Raw genomic sequence first — 21,108 nt, 5'->3', positions numbered from 1 at the left:
TGTGCCAGGCGTCTTAAGCCTGTTACCCACAACCGCAGGCAGAGGTCCTCCTCTGCCTGCGGTTTTTTGCGCGCTGGAATGAACTGCACAGTATAGATTCAGGAAGGAACGTGACCACATGCCTGACCCCTTATCGCCCAAACTAACCGCCGCTGCCGGATTTAACCACTACACCCAGCAATATAGCGGTCCCGTCTATGCGCTTAGCTGCCTGCTGCTGGAGCAAGGCGTCCGCGCCGAACAAGCTGCAACCGCCACCTTCGTGGCCCTCCATCCACTATGGCTGAAGGGCCGCCTCTCAGGGGACGCCGCTGCTGCGGCTGCCTACAGAGAGTGCATCCGCCAGTGTGCCATGCTCGCCCACGACCGCAGCCGCTGCGCTTCTGCGCCGCTGAGCTGGGACGATCACGTTGCCAGTGCCTTATGGTACGGCATCCAGCTCCCCCTGTCCGACATCAGCCAGATTCTGGAGTGCAGCGTCCCCGAGCTCAAGGCCCGGCTCAGAGGAATACGTGAACAGATGGCAGCCGCACACTCAGCCTTGCCTGCTGTGCACCGTCCTTCGGCGGGTTGAGACTGGGAATAACGCGGGATACGCGGGATATAGGAATGAGTGCGGCGGAATAAGTTGGATGTGGCGGATTTTGGGTACGGATGCGACAAAAGGAGATGGATAGCGGGCCATGCGGACTACAGATCCGCTATTTCAGCAGATGGGACCATTCCGAAGGCCATGCAGACTGAGAGGCGCTTAATTAACCCATTCCAGCTCATTTTGCGCTCCATACAGCCCTTTAAGGTCCTCTCAGTCCGTAACGGGGAGAAAATCGGTCTTTTTCACAAAATAAGGGCCGCTGAGTCCGCCTACAAAACAACATCCCCCCACAAAGTGGGGCTTTAGCATCGATGATGCCTCAGGTACTTTGCGGGGACCCCAAAACATATAAATTCTAACAAATAAAGCCGCAGCATCCGCCGCGACTTCGTCCTTGACTCTCAGCGCCAGCACCCGTACAGTACTTGGCCCATCTTACATAGCTCAATCATCCCATGCACTCATCCTGTCTCCACCAACCGTTCAGTACATAGAACTCAGCCCTTGCCCTTACCACCCTTGCCGCCCTTGGCAAACCGCCAAAAAGCCATACAGCAGCCGAGCAGGCCGGCTCCCAGCAGAAGGGTCTGTAACGCCCCCAGCCAAGTCGATTGATCCGACGGGATCAGGCTGCTGATAATAATCAGCAGGATCGAGGCCGCGACCAGCACGGGGGTTTGTCTACTTTTCTTCACAACACTTCACCACTCCTAAAGACTAATACTACTAAGGTACACCATCTCCGGCGTTTTCACCAGTTCACCACGGCTCCGGGCACACCCGGGCGGAAGAACGTATGGCGTCCTTGGCTAGTAATTCTTCACTCCATAGTAGTCAAAATCAGCGAAGGAGTCATGCTGGTGGGCATCAACGGAACCGATGAAATTGAACAAGCCTGTAAATCCGCCAATCTCCCCTGGCTCCCCGTTCACGCCTTCATCCGACAGATAGAGTACATCAATGTTTTCTACAAAAGCTTGCCAATCCCCGTTATCTCCGAAGCGGTAAAGGATACTCGCGATGCCTGAATGATAGATAATCTTGAGCTCCGCTGTATCTTCAGGGACTGGAATGTAATGGTGGACCAGCTCAATGCGTTGCCCCAGCTTGGCCTGAAGTACGTATAGAACGGTACCCTCTGATTCGGAGTGGGTCAAGTGAACGTACAGCCAATTATTCGAATCATAGTATAGCCCCAGACCGGCCGTTTCCGAGTAGTGATCGGGATGAAATTCCACCTTGGTTTGAACTTCATAATGAAGGGAAGTTGCGCGTGTGGCCATAATCGCCGGATGGATCTGCGAGAAAAAAGAATTCTCTCCATGAATGCGTAAGTAACCCGGACGTTCAACCGTATTCACCCATGCCGCTTGCTGGTCCCGGTACGGAGTCAGAAAATGAAGATCATATTTCTCCTGATTAAAATCATCAAATACGTCATGAGAGATTCCATCGGCCTCTAATTCAACACCTGTCATCCCCTCAACTTCCATTTTCGCCACATTCGATCCATCCTTCATTTCCAGCCAGCCATCCTCTGTCCAATGCATTTTTTGAATAGAGGTTTCACGGCCTAATGGATTTAAGAGCGTTCCTTCCACAGGCCGTGACATGAGATGAGCAATATACCATTCGCCTGTTTGAGTTTGCACTAATGAGCCGTGACCTGCTTTTTGCATAATTGAACTTGGATTATACATCTCAAAATGCCCGGCATCCGGATTGCCAAGTGAAAATAGATGGCGCGGCGAGGAGGTGATGATCGGCTCTCCCGACGGATGCGGTTCATAGGGACCAAAAATATTCTCCGAACGTCCCAGCTCAACACCATGAGCATAGCCAGTTCCGCCCGCAGCTAATAAAAGATAGTACATCTCTCTATATTTATAGATCTGCGGTGCTTCAGCACAGCCGCGGCTGGTGAAGCCTTGCGTCACCCGGTGCCAATGTCCAACCAGCTTACCCTCATTCAAATCAAATTCAGCGATCACAATATGTCCAGGCGCCTGATACCCTTCACGGGTCTCCCATTCAAGAATGGACACATAGTGCTTGCCATCTTCATCGTGGAAGAGCGCCGGATCGAAGCCTATGGATGTCAGATAGATGGGCTCCGACCAGGGTCCATGGATATCTTTTGCCCACATGGCATAGGAATCCGAGTTGAATTCACGGCCTGCCATGTTCAACATATGCGAATAGGCTAACCAGTACCGGTTCGCCCTAGAATCATAGGATAGATGCGGCGCCCAGATCCCGGCCGGAGTATTGGTCCCCCTCAAATTCACTTCACCTTTATTTAATACGGAGGCAGTCAGCTCCCAATTCGCTAAATCGGTTGATTTGAAAATTTGAACGCCGGGATTCCAATGAAACGTGGATGTCGCAATATAATACACATCATCCACTCTAATAATAGAGGGATCTGGTGCCATCCCAGGGATTATAGGATTATTAATCTTCGTCATTTCTCTGCTTCCCTTCGCTGTTTAGCCATATTATTTACCCTTTTCCTGTTGTCTATGTATATTATAATAACTACTAACGTACTTATGCGATGGGATGATTACGGCTAGATTTACCCAAATCAAAGGCAGGTGCTGCAAATTGGAACATATGAATAGCTATCTCACAGGTGCACAGACGCTGCTGCTGCCGCGCATTGATTGGAATATACGCTTTTTTGGCGCACATACACAGACCGTTCCTGCCGATTGGAGCATGACTACAGAATCCCACCATGCCTTTGAGATTCTAATTGTGCTGGATGGGGCTCAAGAGACTAGGATAGATCATGAACCATTCATTGTGAACAGTGATGATATTCTGCTGATTCCGCCTGGGTTCGAGCATACGAATAAATGCATTTCCGCTACATCGATGACCTATTTCTGCGCTCATTTTGATATAGACGAGCCTTCCTTACGGATGAGAATTATGAAGAACTGTGACTGGGTCTATAAGCCCTCCCATTTGTATCATAGCCAGCTGAAAAAATGCCTTCAAAAATGGATCGATATTCTGCATGAGCCTGAGTTGTCGTTCACCAAAGCAAAGCTAAAAGCACAAATGGTCTTGTTCGAGTTATTGGAGGTGCTTGTAGATAGCCAGCCGGTACAGACGGGAATACATGCTAACGAATCCATGACCACTGCGAAGTATGCCAAAGAAATTGCCGAAGCCATCAAGAGAGCTTTTAAGAAAAATTGCACACAGGGAAATTCAGATTACACCATTCACATCCAGCCCATCATTGCTTCGCTTGGGATCAGCCCCAACTATGGATTAGAGGTATTTCAAAAAATATATAAAATGTCGCCCCGCACCTATCTATCCGACTTAAAGCTACAGGAAGCCAAAATACTACTCCAGCAGCCCAGGATATCTTTAAATGAGATTTCAAGTCGTCTGGGCTACAAGAACCTCTCTCACTTCAGCAGACAATTCAAAAGATGGACGGGAATTAACCCCTCCGACTATCGTAAAAATAATTGTGTATAGCAAACACCCATCTTCCTTTATGGGGCGGATGGGTGTTTTGTTGTTATGCCAATAAGTTATCGTTATTTAATTCTCCTTAAGCTCTTTAATCTCAGCAAGGAGATGATTCAGCTTGTAACCGTTGGTATCCCTGGAGAAAGCTTTCATCTCTTCGCTCTGTCCCTGGAATGCAGATAGAACATAGTCACCATCAACTACATAATATGTCCCATAACGGGTGAAAGAGTAGCTTCCTTTTTGCTCTTCCCCTACCCCTTTTTTGATTGCAGCGACGATCTTCATTCCCGGCTTAAGTTCTGGTTCAATCCCCTTGAACTCAGAGTCATAAATCAGGTTAAAGGTCCCTTCAACCTCTTCACCAGTAACTACTTGATCTACATTAACTTGAAAAGAGGTAAACATAGGCTTGTAAGGCTCCAGACCGGAATCCTTCAATTTCTCCGCTAAATTACCCTCTGGAGTTCCAGGTTCAGTTATCAGATCCACGCTGAAATCCGGCAGTTTCTGAATGACTTCAGCAACTATGAACGTGTCCGTATGATCCAATACCTCCTCGAATGTTAAATCCCGCAAATCAACATTTACAGGAGAGCCGGTGGATAAAGGATATTCTTTACGAAGCTCCTTAATTTGCTCTGCCGACAGACTTGCTGCTGCTAATTCATCTAATTCAGAAGAAAGATTGGAACAACCCGTTAGGAATCCGAATACCGTAATTGATGCAATGGCAGCTGTTATTATCCTTTTTATATTCATCTCAATCCTCCGTTTCTAGAGGTATAAGAATCATAATAACTTCCTAAACAATAAAAAAGAAGGGGCTGTCCCCAAAGTAGATTTTCTACGGCGGAAGACCTGTCACTTCATTCTTAATGCTACAAAAAGTGAGCAGAGCAGCGATTCTCCCGTTATTGGAGGATCGCTGCTCTGCGTTTTTGGTCATTGGCGGCTTGCTCCAGCAGATTATGAGCAAGGGAAAGCCATCCGACCTCAAGCGTCACTTTCTCCATGGCGCGAAGCAGAAATCGCCGGAAGCCCCGGTTATTCTATTAACATTCCTATCCTTAATCAATCGCTTGGAAAAAATATCAAGTGAATCAACCTTGAAGTGTCTCTTTACGATGCTGAGGATGTCATACATGATTTTTGCGACGATAATACATCAGATAATTTTTAATACTTCTCTAGCAAACTACTTATTTAGAACAAAAATCCCGATGGTTGACCAGATTGGTCATCATCGGGATTCCTGTATACTTTTCCTTTAGCCAAGGCCTTCTCCGCCTTGAATCCCTCCAAGAGGTGTTCCAGGTGAAATATGGAAGCCCGTTCTTTCTGCGCCGCTGCTACTGCGTAATATTGGGATTAGGACAGATTCGGGTAGAGGGCGGACACGCCGCCTGCAAGTCCGGCTTGGATCATACGGCTGGTATCGTCGGCAAGAATTTCGAAGCTGCCGGCTGCTATGCCGTCAATAGCTATTTTCGCAATATCTGAAGGGTTTGATTTGGGAGCATCCAGGCCGGCCGTCATGTCTGTCTCCATATAACCCACATGTAAGCCTGCTACTCTAATATGACGGGGATACAGATTCAAACGAAGATCGTTCGTCAGCGCCCATGCTGCAGCCTTTGCCGCCGTGTAGGCACCCGCAGCTCCGCCACTAAACCAGGATAATGCGGAAAGAATATTCAGAACCGATCCTCCCCCGTTATTCTCGATGACCGGTGCAAAAGCGCGAACCATGGATAACGTACCGAAGAAATGCGTATTCAATTCCAGCTGGATCTGCTCCACATCCCCTTCCAGCAAAGAAGCGCCTGTAGATGATCCTGCATTGTTGATCAGAATCGTAACATCCTTAGCCTGGCTGGCTGCTGCCGCTACCTCTTGAGGGTTGGTAACATCAAGCTTTACAGGTGTAACTCCTGGAATATCCAGAGTTTCCGGATTTCTTGCTCCCGCGTAGACCTTAGCCCCTCTAGCTAGAAGTTCAAGCGTAAGCTGGCGGCCAAGCCCCCGGTTTGCTCCAGTAACCAATGCCACTTGTTCAGAAATGTTCATTGTATTCGCTCCCTATATGAGAATGATCGTTCTAGAAAATGCACAGGAGAAGATATAATAACCTAATCTCATCATGCAGTGATGTCCTATAAATTCAATATAACATATTGAGAACGATCGGTAAATAATTATATGAATATTTAAAATCGGATAACCACTTTCCCTTGGGGGTGACCTGTAGCAACCAGATTTAGAGCTTCATTAATATCTTCAATGTGGAACTCCCGGGCGTCTACCGCGGGTATAATTTGGTTCTCTTCAATGATTTTTGTGATTTGCCGTAATTGTTCTCCATCGCTGCGTACAAACACAAAATGATATTCAATCTTCTTCTTCTTGGCTTTGTGATCATACTTAGCACCAGCAATACTGAATAGTTTTTGCTTCCAACCTACCAAGCCCATAGTTTTGGCGAATCGTTTGTTTGGTCCGGTCCGTAGAGAAAGAAGATGGCCGCCTGGTCTAATAATGGAGAGTTCGCGGTCAAATTCACCGGGGCCCAAGGTATCAATCACATAGTCAAGATCACGAAGTCGTTCCCAGTAGTTCTCCGCCTTGTAATCAATGTATTGATCTGCTCCCGCGGCCATTGTACGTTCGCGCGCCTGTGGACTTCCACTGACGATGACCTTCAGCCCCATGCTTTTAGCGATAGGAATCGCCATTTGGCCAAATGAACCAGAGCCCCCTGGAATGAACACTCTTTCGCCAGCTTTGGCAGCTAACTCTTCATGCAGGCTTTGATAGGCTGTCAATCCTGTTAAAGGCGCAGCCGCACCGGTTACAAAATCCAGATTACCCGGCAAGTGAGCCATAGCCTCTACATGAACCGCCGCATATTCGGCAAATGCTCCAATTTTTCGCAGCGGCAGGCGGGAGTAAATGGCATCACCTACTTTGAAGCCAGCGACTTTCTTACCCATCTTCTCAACAACACCTGTGAGTTCGTTACCAAGGGTCAAGGGGAACTCATAGTCCTGGATTAACTTCACGCTTCCGGTAGCGATGAGCAGCTCCAAGTGGTTAACCGCCGCCGCTTTTACTTTAACCAAAACTTCGTAATCACTTATTTCCGGGACTGGAATATCGCGCACTTCAACTTGAAACGGTTTGGAATATTTGGTGATCTGTGCCGCCTTCATAATTAATACCCTCCTATCCGCAAGATCCTAAGTAACATTTACGACGATTTGTAACTTGCACACCAAGCATAAGACTAGAAGTTACAAAAGTCAACATTTGTTACTTTGTTTTTTCATGCTAAACTATAAGTGGATATTATTAATTAACGAAAGAAGGGTTGGCAGCATGGTGTTACACTGGGGGGTTAATCGTAAGTGCCTGCACTCCCCCATTCACCTGCCACAACAAATGGCTAAAATCACACAGGAGCTTATTATTGAAACTGCCGAGACATTAATTGAGCGTACGGAAAAATCTGAGGTGACGCTCTCTCAAATAGCGGATGAATTGAACATCACCCATGCTGCACTCTATAAACATTTCAAAAACAAACAAGAACTGTGGGCGGCAGTAGCTAAAGGCTGGTTCAACCGGATGATTTCAGAACAAATCCGTATAAACATGACTAATTCAGCCTCCCCGCAGGAAGTGCTCCACGATTGGCTATGGGCATTTGTTAATGCCAAAAAACGCGCTTATAATGAGAATCCCCAAATGTTCGCCTTGAATACACAATATGTGGACAGTAATCCATTGGTATTACGTGATGTGCTTTGGGATTCTTATCAAATAATTGATGGTTTCATGGAATATCATGATCCTCAATTTGAACGGGCAGAGGCCATTCTATCTGCGTTTGCAGTGTTTAGTCTCCCCTCTTTTAAAGGATCCTGGAATTCACCAGACTACCAAGAACGGTTTGAACGCCTCTGGAGTTTAATCAAACAAGGGGTTTGAATCCTGGAGGGGATGGCTGAATATACAACAGGGAGCAGTTACCTGAGGTAACTGCTCCCTGCGAGAAATCCATCACACTACTTCCGTCAAATCCTAAATTTTATAAGCCTTCATCGCTTTTCTGATCTCCTTGATGCTAGGGCGCTTGCCGTACATCAGGACGCCGGTGCGGTAGATCTTGGCGGCGAGCCAGCCGAAGAGGAAGGTTGTAGCCAGCAGGATCGCCAGCGAGACCATGATCTCCCAGAAGGCGACCTCCCCGACCCCGATGCGGAGCAGCAGGCTGAGCGAAGAGGTGAATGGTACGAAGCTCGCTACCTTCACCAGCAGTGTATCCGGGTTCGAGATGCTGAACAGCGGCAGATAGAAGCTGACGAAGCCCAGCATCATGACCGGCATCACGGCCTGCCCCAGATCCTCTGTCCGGCTGACAATGGAGCCGACAGCGGCATACATCAGGGCGTACAGGAAGTAGCCCAGGATATACAGGATGAAGCCATAGACGATCATGCTGACATTCAACTGTCCCAGATTCAGATCGAAATCGCTCAGGATCGTGGAATTATGCGGCAGCATCAGGTTGACGGCGATGGCAGCCGAGATAATGGCGATCTGCATCAGACCGACGAGGAAGATTCCGATGACCTTGCCGAACATCTGGGTTAGTGGCGAGGCGCTGGTGATGAGAATCTCCATAATGCGCGAGCTTTTCTCCGACGTAATCTCGGCCGAGATCATGTTGCCGGTCATCATCACCGACATGAAGAACAGAATCAGCAGGATATAGACAATGACATAGTTGATAATCGGTTTGTCCTGATCCTGGTCTACGCCACCCGCAGCCCCGTCAGTACTTAGCTGCGCGCTATCAATCGACACCGGAGCGAAGATCGCCGCCACCTGGCTCTCGGTCAGCTTATCGCCGACAATCAGGCCGGTATTCACCTGCTGCAGAGCGGCTTGCAGATTCGTTCTAAGCTTGCTGCTGATGTCTCCGTCTTTGCTGTGATACGTTACCGGAGGCACCCCTACACTGCCCTTGTCGGCAAAGGTAAGATACCCCTCAATCTTCTCATCCTCCAGCCCCTTCTTAAGGGTTGCATCATCTGCGGAAGGATAAGCGGTAAATACGACTTTATCTTCGGCTTCAGCCGGCGGAGTATAAGCGAGCAGCAGCTCGGCAGGCCGGAAGCCCTGCTGGGCAACGACTCCGATCTGTGTCGCGTCCTTGGCCCCGTCTTCTCCGTTGAACACTTTGATCAGATAAGGGATATTCATCCCGATACTAAGCAGAAGCACCAGAATTAAGGTGGTAATCATGAAGGATTTCGTTCTTACCTTATTCTTGAATGTGAAGCCGATAATGGTTGCCATTTTATTCATTGGATTCACCCACCGCTCTGATAAAGATTTGGTTTAGCGTCGGTTCCTTAATCTCGAAATGCTCGACCTCGCCTTGAGCCACAGCCAGTTGAAGAATGCGCTGCGCCGCTCCCAGGTCATTGATGGTTAAAACATACCCGCGCTCCTGCCGCTGCACTCCGGTAACTCCGGCAAGCTCGGCAAGTCCGTTCACTTCCCCGGCGGTGCGCAGTACAACTTCTTCCCGCGGATACCCCTTCTTGATCTCACGGATATCTCCCTGAACCACGGTGTTCGAGCGGTCAAGAATCGTGATATTCCGGCATAATTCCTCAACATGCTCCATGCGGTGCGTGGAGAACAGAATGCTCGTTCCCAGATCCCGCATCTCTCTGACGGTATCCTTCAGCAGCTCCACATTGACCGGATCGAGGCCGCTGAAGGCTTCATCCAGGATCAGAATCTTCGGCTTATGGACCACAGCGGCGACGAAGCCCATCTTTTGCTGATTGCCCTTGGACAGCTCTTCGATCTTCTTATTGTAATATTCCGGTACATCGAAGCGCTCCAGCCAGTACTTCAGGCTCTTATCCGCTTCACTCGCGGACATCCCTCGCAGCTGAGCCAGATAGATAATCTGATCGCTTACCTTGACCTTCGGATATAATCCCCGTTCTTCCGGCAGATAGCCCATCAGATGCTGAAGCTCCTTACTATACGGCTTGCCGTTATACAGGATGCTCCCTTCGTCGGGATAGATCAGGCCGAGCACCATGCGCATGGTCGTTGTTTTGCCGGCGCCGTTGGCACCCAGCAGACCGTAAATCTCGCCTTGCTCCACCTTTAGACTGATTCCGTTGACTGCCGTCTTCTCACCGTACTGCTTCACTACCTGCTTCAACTGCAATGCTTCCATTCTTATTCCCCTCTCTTCTGGTCAATCAGAACCGGACGATGTCCCCGGGTCCATAAGCTTAGGATTTCATCCAGCTCCAGGCTGCGGCTCTTGAGTACCTTTACGCCCAAATCGTGAATGCGTTTCTCATACAGATAAATTTGCTGGGTTAAAAATGAAGCTACACCCGGCGTTTCCAGCTTCAGCTCCAGCGCTTGCGGCAGCTCCGCTGCCAGCTCCTGCAGCGCCTGCTCTCCCTCAATTTGAACCCATATTTCACTCCATGAACCAAACAGACTGTCCTTCTCGGTCATTCCCAGCAGCTGCCCCTGGTGCATCAGCACGATATAATCCGCCAGCCGCCGGACTTCTTCAACAATATGGGTCGAGATGACAATCGTGGCCTCGTGTTCATCCATGTATCTCTGCAGCGTCTCAATCATGATCTTCCAGGCAAAAGGGTCCAGGCCCGAAGACGGCTCATCCAGTAGCAGCAGCCGGGGCTTCACCGCGAGGGCGGCGGCAAGCTCGAACTTGCGGCGCTCGCCCTTGGACATTTTACCCAGTCTGGCATTCTCTGGAACTTCAAACTTGCGGACCAGCTCCTCGAAGTAGCTCTGGTCCCAGGAAGGATACCAATGGCTGCGGAAGGCGGCCGCCTCACCGGGTGTCCAGAAGTTCTCCTCAGGCTGGGGCATCTCCGGCACGTAAGCGATGCTCTGGCGGAGCTCCATCGGCAGCACACCGCGGTAAGTCTCTTCATACCAGCGGATCTCCCCTTCATCCGGCAAAATCAGCTGCAGGAGCATATTCAGCAGCGTGCTTTTGCCCGCGCCGTTCTGGCCCACCAGCGCTGTAATATATCCTTGCGGCAGCCGGAGATTCATCGGCCCGATGGTCTTGTTGCGCCGCTTCTTCCATACATCCCGCAGTTCTATGGCTTGCTGTCCCATCAGCTTCCCCCTCTTTCTGCCTGCTTCCCGTATTTGTTCTTCACGATCTCTGTGAACAGCCTGGTTAGTTCCTCTTCGCTGCAATGGACGGATAGTCCCGCCTCCACGGCGCTCTCCAGCGCCTTGCGGATGGTCTCCTGCTTATAGTCCTCCATTGCCCCGGTCCCGATATGGGATACAAAGGTGCCCGTCCCCTGCCGGGTCCGCAGCAAGCCTTCGTTCTCGAGATCCTGATAGACGCGGCGGACGGTAATGACGCTGCACTTCAGGTCACCCGCGAATTCGCGGATGGAAGGAAGCAGCGTTCCTTCCGTTATTGCGCCGGAGATGATCAGCGACCTCAGTTGTGTCTCGATCTGGTGGTACAGCGGCTCCGCACTGTTCTCATTGATCTGTATCGGAATCCACATTAGTTACACCCGCCTTCCAGGCCCGGCCCCCGGATGAACGCCTTGCCCCGTCTCATACGAGATCACGGCTCTTCAGCCGGTGAATCGTCCATCTGGAGAATAGCTGAATCGATAGCATGCCAAGTGCCAGCGCCCCCCACATCAAGGGAGACAATAGGCCCCACTCCTTGGATACAGCGACCGTGGCGAGCAGTATATTGCCTCCCGCCAGGTAGACTAGTCCTGACACGCCCAGCGCCAGCAGCATAACGGCTGAGATGATCCAGAAGTACATGACGCCGCTGACCGAGAACTCGATGATAATGTACATGCCTGCGACAATCAGACTGTAACCGATCCAGGTAAAAGCAAAAACCAGATACGAAGCAGGCGGCAGTTCAGAGCGTATTCCGGGGCTGAGCAGATAGATCAGGCTGAAGAACAACGTGCTGTTCATGGCAACGGCGAGCAGGGTGTCCAGCTTTCTTTTACAGAGAATAGCTGCTACCGGTACCGGCAACGCCCGCATATACGCCAGCATCCGGGTATAGGAATCCTCCGAGATATACTTCATGGTCCGCCGGGAGAAGGTGATCGTGAGCATGAGCATCATCGTAACCATCAGAACATCGCTGAGCAACTGCTTGTCATGTCCTGTTAGCGTATCGTCGATGACCATTCCTGACAGTGCGGCAAAATATCCCATGAACAGGAGCGAGAACAGCAGTGCCCACAGCAGCTTCCAGCGGTCACCGTGGAATTCGCTGCGTACGATGACCCACGCTTGCTTTAATGTTGTCATAACTTCTAACCTCGCTTTATTCGTCTTGAACGGCAGGAGACGGCAGATCAGCTAGCCTCAGTGTGTATCTGTGTGTGCTTACTGTATATATCTATATACACAGTATATGACCTGTGTTTTCCACTGTCAACAGAAAACCTCTACTATTCTTAGTATTTCGATTCCACGCACGAAAAAAACCCCGCACATAGGCGGAGTCTGGACTTTATTATTGGAGCATACGCGGGATTTGCGGCACAAGGGCCGGATTTCGATGCAACAAACCACATGAAGCTAAGTCTGTATGTATACTTTGACGTTTTTTGTCGTACAATATCACTTATGCGACTTTTTTTGAGTAAAATACGATAAACCATGCATACTTGCGCATAATCAAGCAGCCATGCGTTTATTATAGGTCATTTCCTAACTTCTGTATAGAAACTTCGCTGGATCAGCCCCTCTGTTTCCACAATTATGTTCCATTCGTGCTTCTGCAATTTTTGTCGAATCTAATCTATTGAATGAACGTGCGCAGGCTGTCCTCGACAAAATCCGGGGCAGCCTTTTGAATCTGCTGAACGGTGTGGAGATAACGCTGAGTGGTGTTGATGTGGGAATGCCCCAGCGATTCCTGAACCTGCTGAAGCGACGCTCCTTGGAGCAAGGCCAGCGTGGCATTCGTGTGGCGAAGCCAGTGCGGGGTCAGCTTTTTCTCAATTGAGCTGGCTTCTCCGGCATTCTTGATAATCCGTTCCACCTGCCGTGAAGATAACGGAAACATCCGCTGCTCCGGGGTGACCTCTTCCTTCCCTGGCAAAGTATCAGACAACTTGGAATACAGCTGCCACAGGGTTGGCGGAACCTTAATTTCTCTAGGCTTACCCCCCTTGCCGTTCTCCACGGTCAGCCAGACCGAGGTCTCCAGCAGATCATTATGGAAGTCCCCCCACTTCATCGCCGTCAGCTCTGACACCCGCAGACCGAGCACTACCAGCGTCAGCCCGATCAGATAATTGCGCAGTCCTTGCTTCTCCAGTACATTCAGTAATTCCCCCACCTCCCGCTTGGTCAGGAAGTTTTTGCGGCTGGTAACGGTTATTTTGGGGATGCGTACCGAAGAGGTCGGATTCACTGCAAAAATCCCGATATGCTGGTCACTCCCCCATTTATAAAAAGACTTCAACGGCGCAAGGAATGCCGCTATGCTTGCCGGTGCCAGCTGCCTCTGATAACTGTAGCCCCCCTGCGTCAGGAAAATCTTATACGCCTCCATCTCCCTCCAGGTCACTGCTCTTAAGGAGGTGCCTGCAATAAATCTGCGGAAATCGGCAATCGCCCGCTTATAATTCCGACCTGTATTAACATTCGTACAGCAGGTAGCCATAAACATCTGAACAATCTGATCATCGCTTAGGTAGCCCTCTTCCGGGTTCACCAAGCTGAGCGCCGTACGGATAAATTCGGTCTGGCTCATTCTTTTTTCATCACTCCTCAGGAATAGACATGTCGCATAAGTGATATTGTACGACATTTTTGTGGTATTTTGTCCCATTATCACACAGGAATGGCTAAAGACCGGAATACACAAGATCAGCAGAAGGTAACGCGAAGAACTCAGGAGGGGGACGGAGGCAAAATAGCAGCTGCGGGCCAGCTAAGTAATATGAGAAGCCGGAGGGTAACTATGGAGACCGTTTTGCAGAAACAATATGTTGAATTCGGGGTAGATCACGAGCATTATGCGATCCCGATCTCAGATGTTCATGAAATTATAAGAATGCAGGAAATAACGGAAATCCCCAGCAGCCGTCACTACGTTAAGGGCATTATCAACCTCAGGGGTAAAATTGTGCCGGTGCTCAGCCTTAGAGTGTTGCTTCAGATGGAAGAAGTGGAGCCGACCAAACACACACGCATTCTGGTGGTCCATCACCAGGAGGAATCCCTGGGCGTTATTGTCGACAACGTGAATAAAGTGACGACCTTCAGCGATATTCAGCCTGCACAGGGCAGCATCTCTGGAGTCAGCGGCTCCTTCTTCAACGGAGTAGGCTTCTCTTCTTCCGAGCTGGTCGGCATTCTGCGGCTGGATGAGATCCTGCTGCGAGACTAAACAAAGGCTAAACGGAGAGAAGGCGAACCATGGTTGATTTATCGGAATACCGAGGGATATTTCTGGAGGAACTGGAGGACCAGCTGCAGCTGATCGAGGATGAGGTGCTCAGGCTGGAGCAGACCGGGGAGACAGAAGATGGAATCCAGCAGTTCTTCCGGGCGGCCCATACCCTTAAGGGCTCCTCGGCCTCTATGGGCTACAACGGGCTGAAGGAAGTCACGCATCATCTGGAGCATCTGCTTCATCAGATGCGGGGAGGGGAACGGACGGTCACGCCGGAGCTGATCCGCCTGTTCTTCGGAGCGCTGGATGGAATGCGCGCGCTGCAGAGCGAGATCGCTGCTACGGATCAGGAGACCACAGATGTGTCCGGTCTGGTGCAGCGGCTGAGTACATTCGCAGCGGAGGAGCTGCAGAAGCCGGAGGATAAGGTCCCTGCTGTGCAGACAAGTCAGGCAGAGCTTCCCCTCCAGCTGTTCTGGGTGCATGTGTGGCTCTCTTCCGGCTGTGAGATGAAGCTGCCCCGTCTTCACCTGATCGATGCCAAGCTGCGGACTGTCGCTGCGGTCCTGCGCATGAAGCCGGAGCTGGAAGAGATAGAGGACCACGACAGCCGGATCGACGAGGCCTCCTGGTTGCTGTCGCCTAAGATCGATATCGAGGAGCTCCGTCAGGAGGTCTTATCCATTATGGATGTTGATCGTATATACATAGAAGAAGTGCTTAACGATTCCCCGCGTCCCGGTGAATTCGTGAGACCGCCCCATCCGGAGACGGGGAGCCGGGAGCTCCCGGAAGTACCAGAATCCCCGTCGTCTGCCGCTGACAAAACCAAGCCGCAAACGATCCGCGTCCAGGTGGAGCGTCTGGAGAAGCTGATGAACCTGGCGGGTGAGCTGGTCATCGATCAGACCCGGTTCCATCTGCTGAACCGCAGATTCCACCAGCAATACGGAACCAATGATCTGACAGAGGAGCTGGGCCAGCTTGCCGACCATCTGGCTATGATTACGGGGGAACTGCAGGAGAGCATGATTAAGGTGCGGATGCTGCCGATAGAGCAGCTGTTCAACCGTCTGCCCCGCATGGTCCGGGACTTGTCCGGCTCCCTGAACAAGCAGGTTGAGCTGGTTCTTGAAGGCAAGGAGACGGAGCTGGACCGGACGCTCATTGAAGAGCTTGGCGACCCGCTGATCCATCTGCTGCGCAATGCCGTTGATCACGGTATAGAGACCCCTGAAATCCGCCGCAGCGCCGGCAAAAGCGAGACCGGAACCGTTCGCGTCGCGGCCTCCCATGAGGATAATCAGGTTATCCTGGTCATCGAGGACGACGGGGCCGGGATTGATTCCAGCCTGATTGCAGAGTCCGCCCTGCGGAAGGGCATCATTACGGCTGAAGAGGCCGGCGGGATGACTGAGGATGAGGCGCTGCGGCTTATTTTCCGGCCCGGCTTCTCCACCGCCCCGCACATCAGCGATATTTCCGGCCGCGGGGTCGGAATGGATATCGTCCGCAATGATATTGAACGGATTAACGGCATGATCGATATCGAGACCACGCGGGGGCAAGGCACCCGCTTCCGGATTCGTCTGCCCCTGACGCTCGCCATCATCCGGGGTCTGCTCGTTCATGCCGGGGGAGCCACCTTCGTGATTCCCATGAGCAGTGTGGCCGAGATTGTCCGCGTCACTCCAGAGGAGATCAGCTCCGTCCGGGGCCAGCCTGTCATTACCGCACGGGGGCAGCTCGTGCCGGTGGTCTGGCTGCAGGATATTCTGCGGCTCCCCGCAGGTGCGGGCGGCAGATCAGCATCCATTCCGCTGATTATCGTGGGGCGGGGAGAGAAACGGCTGGCACTGGCCGTGGATACACTTATCGGCAATCAGGATATCGTAATCAAATCGCTCGGCGCCTACATGGGCAAGACTGAGAACATATCAGGAGCTACCATCCTGGGAAATGGCAATATCGCTCTGATCATAGATACAGCCAGCTTATTTTTCAATACGGGAGTCTTCGCTTAACAAAATCATCTTTACTGGGGGAAACAGGTATGAAATGGTTCTATAATCTAAAAACAAGCGTGAAATTAATCTCGTCCTTCCTGACCGTCGCTGTCATTCTTTCCTTCGTGGGCCTCTACGGTCTCAGCAACCTCGGCTCGATTAATAACAGTCTGGACGATATGTATGTGAACAATCTGGTTCCCGTCTCCTCCCTGCAAAGCTCACAGAACAGCTTCTCGGTCATGCGCGTTATCGTCAGGGATCTGTACATTAAGAAGACCCCTGAGGAACGCCAGCAGCGGGTGGACGATTATAAAAAAGAGAAGCAGAACGTACTCGATAACATCGCGGCCTTCCGCAAAACCAAGCTGAGCGCGGAATCGGTTCAAGCCATTGCCCCTTTTGAAGCGGCATGGAATGATTATCTGTTAACGTACGATTCTCTTGTCAGCCTCTCCCTGACGGGACAGGACGAGAAGCTGCTGGAGATGCTGCGCGGCAGCACGCTTAACAACCAAGGCGATACCTTGAAGAATATTCTGAACGAGCTGATTCTCACCAACACCAAGGAAGCGGATCAGGCCAGACAGAGCGGAGCCGCACTCTATAGCTCTTCGCGTAATATTACCCTCAGTATCATTATCGGTGCAGTCATTCTGTGCATCCTGCTAGGGTATATCATCTCCCGGATTATTTCTAATCCGCTGGCGAAGGTTGTCAAGGTTCTCTCGAAGGTGGCTGACGGCGACCTGCGCAGCCAATCCGATATCGACACCAGAGATGAAATCGGCATCCTGGCTGCCAAGGTGAACGAGATGGTCAGCAGCCTCCGTAACACAGTGGGCTCCATCCTGCTGCATTCCCAGAGCCTGTCCGCCGCCGCCGAGGAGATCTCCGCCAGTACGCAAGAGGTGGCAAGCGGCAGCACGACCACAGCGGATGATGCCGGGACCATCAGCGAGTTATTCAAAGAGCTGTCCAGCGCGATCCACTCTGTAGCCCAGAATACCGAGCAGGCCTCGGTCATCTCCGATGAGACCGTTACGATTGCCGAGAACGGGAACAGCATCATTCAGGAGTCGATGGAGAGTATGCAGGCTGTCAGCGGACAGATGGCTAAGCTTGAGGAGGACTCGCAGAAGGTCGGCGAGATTATCGATGTTATTGAGGATATTGCAGATCAGACCAACCTGCTTGCTCTGAATGCCGCCATTGAAGCCGCAAGAGCGGGGGAACAGGGCCGGGGCTTCGCGGTGGTGGCTGACGAGGTGCGCAAGCTGGCCGAGCGCAGCGGCGAGGCCACTAAGCAGATCACCAGCATCATCAAGGGGATGCAGGTGAATACACGCTACAGCGTGAGCGCTGTGCAGGAGAGTGCGGAGCTGTCGCAGAAGACCGGCGTTTCTTTTCATCAGATCGTGACGATGGTCAACAACGCCGGACAGAAGATATCCGAAATCGCCGCCGCCAGCGAAGAACAAGCCGCCCAGTCCACCAACGTTCTCGCTGCCGTGGAGAGCATCTCCGCCACCACCCAGCAGTCCGCCGCCAGCAGCGAAGAGACCGCCTCCTCCGCCCAGTCCCTAGCCAGCCTGGCTGAGGAGCTGCAGAGCACGGTGTCTTCGTTCCGTTTGTAGCTCTTGGTTCATTCAACAGCCTGCAAGCTCCCTTTCGGAGCTTGCAGGTTTTTTTGGATTTTTTGCGGAAGCAGGCGGGGCGGGTAGGCTTTCGCCAAGCCAATGTGATCGGTTTTTCGATTACATTTTGCCCATACGCTCGCCGCCAGCCCAATGTAATCGGTTTTTCGATTACATTCCGCACGCACACCCTCCGCCAGCCCAATGTAATCGGTTTTTCGATTACATTTCGCACGCACACCCTCCGCCAGCCCAATGTGATCGGTTTTTCGATTACATTTCGCACGCACACCCTCCGCCAGCCCAATGTGATCGGTTTTTCGATTACATTCCGCACGCGCGCTCGCCGCCAGCTCAATGTAATCGGTTTTTCGATTACATTCGGCCCACTCCAAGCCCCTAATCCCAAAAAAAGCCCGCCCCTCCCCCGCAGCAGCGACAGATGGACAGGCTTTTCCCCTATGATCCAGGGCTTCTCTTCCCTCGGCTTAAGCGCCTAGGATGATTTCCCAGACCGGCTTCGTATGTCCGCCCGGATAGAAGATATACAGCAGGACGTAGACAGCGACTCCCGTAATAGCGGTGATGAACCAGATGACGGAGGTCACTCTGCCCCACTTGCGGTGCTTGGCATACTTGGCCTTGAAGCCGAGCGTCAGCGTGGTGATGCCGAATACGGCAGCGACGGTAGCCAGCACGATGTGGAAGATCAGGAAGACATGGTAGATCGTCGTCAGCTCATCGGGTCCTCCCCAGGAGGTATTGCCTACGAACACCGTTCTTGACGAGTACACCAGGAAGAACAGAATTGCTGCCACCGCAGCCGCAATCATCGTCTTCTTGTGCGCCTCGCGTTTGCCTTGAATGATCTGTCTCCAGCCGATGGCCACCAGCACCGCACTTATGACGATGAACGATGTACTGATCGTAGGAAACAATGTGAAAATATCCATGAATATCCCCCTCGGTACTTACCAGCTCGTTATAGTTCAGACCTCCTCCGCCAGGGCAGAGGGTGACGCGGACACTTCTGTGTCCTCTTGTCCGTTCTCTTTTTTATACCAATGATAGAACACATAAGCAAGCATCGAGGCGAAAATAAATTCCTGAATGAACTTCATCACGATGCCGCCGACCTGCTGATCTACCTTGGGGGACAGAGATCCGAAGAAGCCGGGACCGCCAAAAGCCTGCAATAATGCAGCCGGACTCTGCGGTACACAGTAGCCCATCGCCTTCGCCCAGGTGCCCGGGTCGCTATACGTAGCATAGAGGGGGGAGCCCGCAAAAATAATCAGCCCGCAGGCTGGTGTCAGCAGCACCATGTTCAGGAAGATGAAGCCCACCTGCCCCAGACCGCTAAGCGCCCGGTATTCCGGCAAGGGGTTGATCAAATTCCACCACATCAGCGCCGAGGTCAGGAACAGGATGCCATAATACAGACGGTGAACGGTGAAATGCAGCATGACATAATCATGGATGGCGGGGATGTGGTAGAGCGAGAACAGGCCATTGAAGAGCAGGGCCGCCACCACCGGCTTCGCGAGAAAAGCCAGTCCCTTCAGCGGATTCACCCGCAGCAGGGCGCGCCAGCACCAGTCGGGGATACCAAGCATAATCAGCGGGACCGCCACCAGATAGGATAAGGCCATACTCACCATATGGAAGGAAAATAAGATATGTCCCAGCAGACTGACAGGTCCTCCCTGCGCAAGATAGAGGGCCAGCATTCCGCATAAGAACAGCCCCCTCCGCCAGAAGGGGACTGCAGTGCTGCCCTCAAAACGGGAGGCCAGCGGACCGATCAGCACAAAATATCCGGCAGTCAGGAGGAGCATCAGGGCCAGAAACAACGGACTCCATAGTTCCGTAAAGCTGAAATATTGCAATCCCGGTATCATCCTCAAGACCTCCCCGGAGATAGAATCAATCCCACCATACCCAATAGAGCGCCATTACAATACAGGTGCCTGCGATAAAAAAGCCGCCCAGCATGAAGATAATCGGGAGCATATGCCCTTTGTCCTTCAGATGCATCCAGAAGCCCATCTGCAGGAACACCTGCAGCACAGCCATTACCAGCAGCAGGATGATCGCAAAGGTAGCATTCACCCCTCCGGCCGCCACCGCAGCAAAGGCGATCAGCGTCAGCACCACGGAGAACACAAACACCACAATATGCCGCTGCGGTCCTTCCGGACGGTGCCGGTGCTTCACCGCAGAATCTGAAGAAGGCTGCTTCGTCGTCATGGCTTCACCCCACCTTTCCGAGCAGGTATACGACTGTGAAGATAAAGACCCACACCACATCAATGAAATGCCAATACATCGCCGAGACATAGATCTTCGGTGCAGTAACGACCGTCAAGCCTTTATGCGCCAATTGCCCGATCAGCACGGAGATCCACAGAATCCCGAAGGCGACATGGGCACCATGGAACCCGACCAGCGTATAAAAGGCCGAGCTGAACGCACTCGTCGTCATCCCGAATTCCTCATGCCGGATATATACACTGAACTCGTAGATCTCCAGGATCAGGAAGGCAAGGCCGAGCAGGACAGTCACCACCAGCCAGTTCCGTAGCTGGGCCACATTTCCCCGGTGCATGGCCTGAATGGCGAACACACTGGTCAGACTGCTGACCAGGAGGAGGAAGGTCGCTGCCGCGACCAGCGGCAGATGGAATAGCTCAGCCGCCGAGGGTCCCTCATTCGTCTGATTGCGCAGCGCCAGGAAGGTAGCGAACAGGGTGCCGAAGAGCACCGCCTCCCCTCCGAGGAACAGCCAGAAGGCCAGCACTTTATTGCGTCCTTCCAGGGTCGCTTTCTCGGGTTCATGCGGGAGTGTACCGTCCGCTGCTTCAGCATGTGCCGTTGTCATCT

The 21,108-nt window shown here is 51.8% G+C and carries 22 protein-coding genes; 6 read left to right on the top strand and 16 right to left on the bottom strand.

The features are described from left to right. The first annotated feature begins 118 nt into the window (after positions 1–118). Positions 119–574, top strand: coding sequence for a hypothetical protein (locus C173_RS02770; RefSeq protein ID WP_036722198.1), 456 nt, complete (start codon positions 119–121; stop codon positions 572–574). Between the two features lie 518 nt (positions 575–1,092). Here the strand turns inward: C173_RS02770 and C173_RS02760 are convergent. Both C173_RS02760 and C173_RS02755 read right to left on the bottom strand, forming a co-directional pair. Beyond that, positions 1,093–1,290, bottom strand: coding sequence for a hypothetical protein (locus tag C173_RS02760; RefSeq protein WP_036722196.1), 198 nt, complete (start codon positions 1,288–1,290; stop codon positions 1,093–1,095). A 114-nt stretch (positions 1,291–1,404) separates the two neighbouring features. Further along, the gene (locus C173_RS02755) at positions 1,405–3,063 is read right to left on the bottom strand and encodes a family 43 glycosylhydrolase (RefSeq protein ID WP_036722195.1); all 1,659 of its coding nucleotides are present in this window, start codon (positions 3,061–3,063) and stop codon (positions 1,405–1,407) included. A gap of 148 nt (positions 3,064–3,211) precedes the next feature. Here C173_RS02755 and C173_RS02750 point away from each other — a divergent pair, with 148 nt between their 5' ends. Next, complete coding sequence (locus C173_RS02750) at positions 3,212–4,096, top strand: AraC family transcriptional regulator (protein ID WP_063830864.1); 885 nt, start codon at positions 3,212–3,214, stop codon at positions 4,094–4,096. A gap of 66 nt (positions 4,097–4,162) precedes the next feature. Here C173_RS02750 and C173_RS02745 read toward each other — a convergent pair whose 3' ends face one another. The 3 genes from C173_RS02745 to C173_RS02730 form a co-directional block, all read right to left on the bottom strand. Then, entirely contained in the window at positions 4,163–4,852 is a 690-nt protein-coding gene (locus tag C173_RS02745) for a hypothetical protein (protein ID WP_036722192.1), read from the bottom strand. 609 nt (positions 4,853–5,461) lie between these two features. Then, a complete protein-coding gene (locus C173_RS02735) occupies positions 5,462–6,160 on the bottom strand; it encodes an SDR family oxidoreductase (RefSeq protein WP_036722186.1) in 699 nt (232 codons plus the stop codon). Between the two features lie 140 nt (positions 6,161–6,300). Continuing rightward, positions 6,301–7,302 (bottom strand): NADP-dependent oxidoreductase, encoded by a 1,002-nt coding sequence (locus C173_RS02730; protein ID WP_036722185.1) that lies wholly within the window; start codon positions 7,300–7,302, stop codon positions 6,301–6,303. Positions 7,303–7,531: 229 nt separating this feature from the next. On the opposite strand from C173_RS02730, the gene C173_RS02725 reads away from it, so the two are divergent. Continuing rightward, complete coding sequence (locus C173_RS02725; protein ID WP_036722318.1) at positions 7,532–8,080, top strand: TetR/AcrR family transcriptional regulator; 549 nt, start codon at positions 7,532–7,534, stop codon at positions 8,078–8,080. Positions 8,081–8,173: 93 nt separating this feature from the next. On the opposite strand, the gene C173_RS02720 is transcribed toward C173_RS02725, so the two are convergent. The 6 genes from C173_RS02720 to C173_RS02695 all read right to left on the bottom strand — a co-directional run bounded on the left by C173_RS02720 (position 8,174) and on the right by C173_RS02695 (position 13,937). Then, positions 8,174–9,463, bottom strand: coding sequence for an ABC transporter permease (locus C173_RS02720; protein ID WP_036722184.1), 1,290 nt, complete (start codon positions 9,461–9,463; stop codon positions 8,174–8,176). Beyond that, the gene (locus tag C173_RS02715; RefSeq protein WP_036722182.1) at positions 9,456–10,358 is read right to left on the bottom strand and encodes an ABC transporter ATP-binding protein; all 903 of its coding nucleotides are present in this window, start codon (positions 10,356–10,358) and stop codon (positions 9,456–9,458) included. Before C173_RS02715 ends, C173_RS02720 begins: the two co-directional genes overlap by 8 nt. A 2-nt stretch (positions 10,359–10,360) precedes the next feature. Further along, positions 10,361–11,290: an ATP-binding cassette domain-containing protein gene (locus C173_RS02710; RefSeq protein ID WP_036722179.1), complete on the bottom strand. Its 930-nt coding sequence runs from the start codon at positions 11,288–11,290 to the stop codon at positions 10,361–10,363. Beyond that, a complete protein-coding gene (locus C173_RS02705) occupies positions 11,290–11,700 on the bottom strand; it encodes a GntR family transcriptional regulator (protein ID WP_036722177.1) in 411 nt (136 codons plus the stop codon). Before C173_RS02705 ends, C173_RS02710 begins: the two co-directional genes overlap by 1 nt. A 52-nt stretch (positions 11,701–11,752) precedes the next feature. Further along, positions 11,753–12,481, bottom strand: a complete 729-nt coding sequence (locus C173_RS02700) for a hypothetical protein (protein WP_036722172.1) — start codon at positions 12,479–12,481, stop codon at positions 11,753–11,755. Between the two features lie 496 nt (positions 12,482–12,977). Further along, positions 12,978–13,937, bottom strand: a complete 960-nt coding sequence (locus C173_RS02695; RefSeq protein WP_036722170.1) for a tyrosine-type recombinase/integrase — start codon at positions 13,935–13,937, stop codon at positions 12,978–12,980. 210 nt (positions 13,938–14,147) lie between these two features. On the opposite strand from C173_RS02695, the gene C173_RS02690 reads away from it, so the two are divergent. Genes C173_RS02690 through C173_RS02680 form a run of 3 tightly spaced genes read left to right on the top strand, consistent with a single transcriptional unit; the run spans position 14,148 to position 18,225 of the window. Further along, on the top strand, positions 14,148–14,576 hold the full coding sequence (locus C173_RS02690; RefSeq protein ID WP_036722168.1) for a chemotaxis protein CheW: 429 nt from the start codon (positions 14,148–14,150) through the stop codon (positions 14,574–14,576). Positions 14,577–14,605: 29 nt separating this feature from the next. Beyond that, entirely contained in the window at positions 14,606–16,606 is a 2,001-nt protein-coding gene (locus C173_RS02685) for a chemotaxis protein CheA (protein ID WP_036722166.1), read from the top strand. Positions 16,607–16,635: 29 nt separating this feature from the next. Next, positions 16,636–18,225, top strand: a complete 1,590-nt coding sequence (locus C173_RS02680; protein ID WP_036722164.1) for a methyl-accepting chemotaxis protein — start codon at positions 16,636–16,638, stop codon at positions 18,223–18,225. 8 nt (positions 18,226–18,233) lie between these two features. Here C173_RS02680 and C173_RS02675 read toward each other — a convergent pair whose 3' ends face one another. The 5 genes from C173_RS02675 to C173_RS02655 all read right to left on the bottom strand — a co-directional run bounded on the left by C173_RS02675 (position 18,234) and on the right by C173_RS02655 (position 21,106). After that, positions 18,234–18,620, bottom strand: coding sequence for a hypothetical protein (locus C173_RS02675; protein WP_036722162.1), 387 nt, complete (start codon positions 18,618–18,620; stop codon positions 18,234–18,236). Positions 18,621–18,713: 93 nt separating this feature from the next. Further along, complete coding sequence (locus tag C173_RS02670) at positions 18,714–19,178, bottom strand: DUF420 domain-containing protein (protein WP_036722160.1); 465 nt, start codon at positions 19,176–19,178, stop codon at positions 18,714–18,716. A gap of 36 nt (positions 19,179–19,214) precedes the next feature. Next, positions 19,215–20,126, bottom strand: coding sequence for a cytochrome c oxidase assembly factor CtaG (gene ctaG / locus C173_RS02665; protein ID WP_245368478.1), 912 nt, complete (start codon positions 20,124–20,126; stop codon positions 19,215–19,217). Between the two features lie 25 nt (positions 20,127–20,151). Next, entirely contained in the window at positions 20,152–20,475 is a 324-nt protein-coding gene (locus tag C173_RS02660; RefSeq protein WP_036722158.1) for a cytochrome C oxidase subunit IV family protein, read from the bottom strand. 4 nt (positions 20,476–20,479) lie between these two features. Continuing rightward, positions 20,480–21,106 carry a cytochrome (ubi)quinol oxidase subunit III gene (locus C173_RS02655; RefSeq protein ID WP_036722156.1) on the bottom strand — a complete coding sequence of 209 codons (627 nt, stop codon included), beginning with the start codon at positions 21,104–21,106 and terminating at the stop codon, positions 20,480–20,482. Positions 21,107–21,108: the final 2 nt, after the last annotated feature.

This window comes from Paenibacillus sp. FSL R7-277, assembly GCF_000517965.1.
Taxonomy (GTDB): Bacteria; Bacillota; Bacilli; order Paenibacillales; family Paenibacillaceae; genus Paenibacillus_AQ; species Paenibacillus_AQ silagei.
This window is presented reverse-complemented; position numbering and strand designations above follow the sequence as displayed.